General features: G+C 64.5%; 2 protein-coding genes. Both read left to right on the top strand.

The features are described from left to right. Nucleotides 1–113: 113 nt before the first annotated feature. Nucleotides 114–1,634 (top strand): IS21 family transposase, encoded by a 1,521-nt coding sequence (gene istA / locus NZK81_RS21315; protein WP_260047975.1) that lies wholly within the window; start codon nucleotides 114–116, stop codon nucleotides 1,632–1,634. Continuing rightward, nucleotides 1,624–2,403: an IS21-like element helper ATPase IstB gene (gene istB, locus NZK81_RS21310; RefSeq protein WP_260047974.1), complete on the top strand. Its 780-nt coding sequence runs from the start codon at nucleotides 1,624–1,626 to the stop codon at nucleotides 2,401–2,403. Before istA ends, istB begins: the two co-directional genes overlap by 11 nt. Nucleotides 2,404–2,489 lie beyond the last annotated feature (86 nt).

Below are 2,489 nucleotides of genomic sequence, written 5' to 3'. Positions count from 1 at the left end.
TGTTGATTTCCGCTGAGAGTTGACCCGGGAGAGGCATAAATTTCCGCTGAGAAGTGACCCATGTTCTGACCTTTCCCCTGGCTGTTGCGTCGGGGGACATTGGAGTGATCGACATGGCGTTATTGAGCGTAATCCGGCGCTGGCATTTCCGTAATGGGATGCCGATCCGGGAGATTGAGCGACGGACTGGCCTGTCGCGCAACACCATCCGCAAGTATCTTCGCAGCGGTGCGGTTGAGCCCAGGTTCAAGGTGCCCGACCGGCCAAGCAAGCTGGACCCGTTTGCCGAGAAGCTGGCGGGTTGGTTGCGGATCGAAGCTGGCCGCTCGCGCAAGCAGCGGCGCACGGTCAAGCAGATGCACGCCGATCTCGTCGCCCTGGGCTTTGATGGCTCCTACGGCCGTGTTGCGGCCTTTGCCCGCAACTGGAAGGCCGACCGCCAGCGTGATGCCCAGACCAGCGGGCGCGGGACCTTCGTGCCGCTGGTGTTCCAGCCTGGCGAAGCGTTCCAGTTCGACTGGAGCGAGGACTGGGCGATCATTGCCGGCAAGCAGACCAAGCTGCAGGTGGCGCACACCAAGCTGTCGCACAGCCGGGCGTTCATCGTCAGGGCCTATCTGCTCCAGACCCATGAGATGCTGTTCGATGCGCTGACGCAGGCCTTCCGGGTGCTGGGCGGAGTGCCGCAGCGCGGGATCTTCGACAACATGAAGACCGCGGTGGATCGGATCGGCAGTGGCAAGGCGCGGCAGGTCAACGCCCGGTTCGCGGCTCTGGCCAGCCATTACCTGTTCGAGCCCGAGTTCTGTAACCCGGCATCGGGATGGGAGAAGGGGCAGGTCGAGAAGAACGTCCAGGATGCCCGTCGCCGGCTCTGGCAGCCGATGCCCAGCTTCCCCGATCTGGATGCCCTGAACGCATGGCTTGAGGAACGTTGTATCGCGCAATGGGGGCAGATCGCACATGGCGCGTTGCCCGGCACCATCGCCGATGTGCATGCCGCGGAACTCGCCAGCCTGATGCCGCTGGGGCGGACCTTCGATGGCTTCGTCGAACACACCAAGCGGGTATCGCCGACCTGCCTGGTAAACTTCGAGCGCAACCGGTACTCGGTGCCAGCCTCCTTTGCCAACCGGCCCGTGTCCTTGCGGATCTACCCGGACCGGATCGTCATCGCCGCCGAGGGTCGGATCCTGTGCGAGCATGGCCGGATCATCGCCCGCTCGCATCATCTGCCGGGGCGGATCGTCTACGACTGGCGGCACTATCTGGCGGTGATCCAGCGCAAGCCCGGTGCCTTGCGCAACGGCGCGCCGTTCACCGAGATGCCCGAGGCGTTCCGCCAGTTGCAGGGGTACCTGCTCAAGCGCCCGGGTGGCGACCGGGAGATGGTCGAGATCCTGTCGCTGGTGCTGCACCATGACGAACAGGCGGTGCTGTGCGCCGTCGAGCTGGCGCTGGAGGCCGGTGTTCCGACCAAGACCCACGTGCTCAACATCCTGCACCGGCTGACCGACGGCAAGGCGCCGCCAGCATCACCTATCGACGCGCCGCAAGCCCTGCGCCTTGCCCAGGAGCCGCTCGCCGACGTTGGCCGCTATGATAACCTGCGGGGGCTGCGCCATGCGTCATGATCCCGCCAGCGCTGCCGTCGAGGTCATGCTGCGCGGCCTCAAGATGTACGGGATGGCCCAGGCGGTGAGCGATCTCATCGCCCAGGGTGCCCCGGCCTTCGATGCCGCCGTGCCGATCCTCTCCCAGCTGCTCAAGGCCGAGATGGCAGAGCGCGAGGTCCGGTCCATCGCCTACCAGATCAAGGCGGCCCGGTTCCCGGCCTACAAGGACCTGGCCGGGTTCGACTTCGCATCCAGCGAGGTGAACGAGGCCCTGGTCCGCCAGCTGCACCGTGGCGAGTTCATCGACGGTGCTGACAACGTCGTGCTGATCGGTGGCCCCGGCACGGGCAAGACCCACATCGCCACCGCGCTCGGCATCCAGGCCGTCGAACACCACCGCAGGAAGGCCCGGTTCTTCTCTACCGTCGACCTGGTCAACATGCTCGAACAGGAAAAGGCCATGAACAAGGCTGGCCAGCTTGCCGAGCGCCTGCTGCGCCTCGACCTCGTCATCCTCGATGAGCTGGGCTACCTGCCGTTCAGTCCGTCAGGCGGAGCCTTGCTGTTCCACCTGCTCTCCAAGCTCTACGAGCAGACCAGCGTGATCATCACCACCAACCTCAGCTTCAGCGAATGGGCGGGTGTGTTCGGCGATGCCAAGATGACCACCGCCCTGCTCGACCGGCTCACCCACCACTGCCACATCCTGGAGACTGGAAACGACAGCTTCCGGTTCCGGGCCAGCTCCGCCGCACCCAAAACCAAAAAGGAAAAATCACCCGCTTGACCCAACCCCCGCATCGCGGGAAACACACATCCACCCGGGTCACTTCTCGATGAAAATCCCGGGTCAACTCTCAGCGGAAATCAACA

Origin of the sequence: Novosphingobium mangrovisedimenti, assembly GCF_025153475.1 — a bacterium.
Classification (GTDB): domain Bacteria; phylum Pseudomonadota; class Alphaproteobacteria; order Sphingomonadales; family Sphingomonadaceae; genus Novosphingobium; species Novosphingobium mangrovi_A.
Note: the sequence above shows the minus strand (reverse complement) of the source record. Positions and strands in the feature narration are given on the sequence as shown.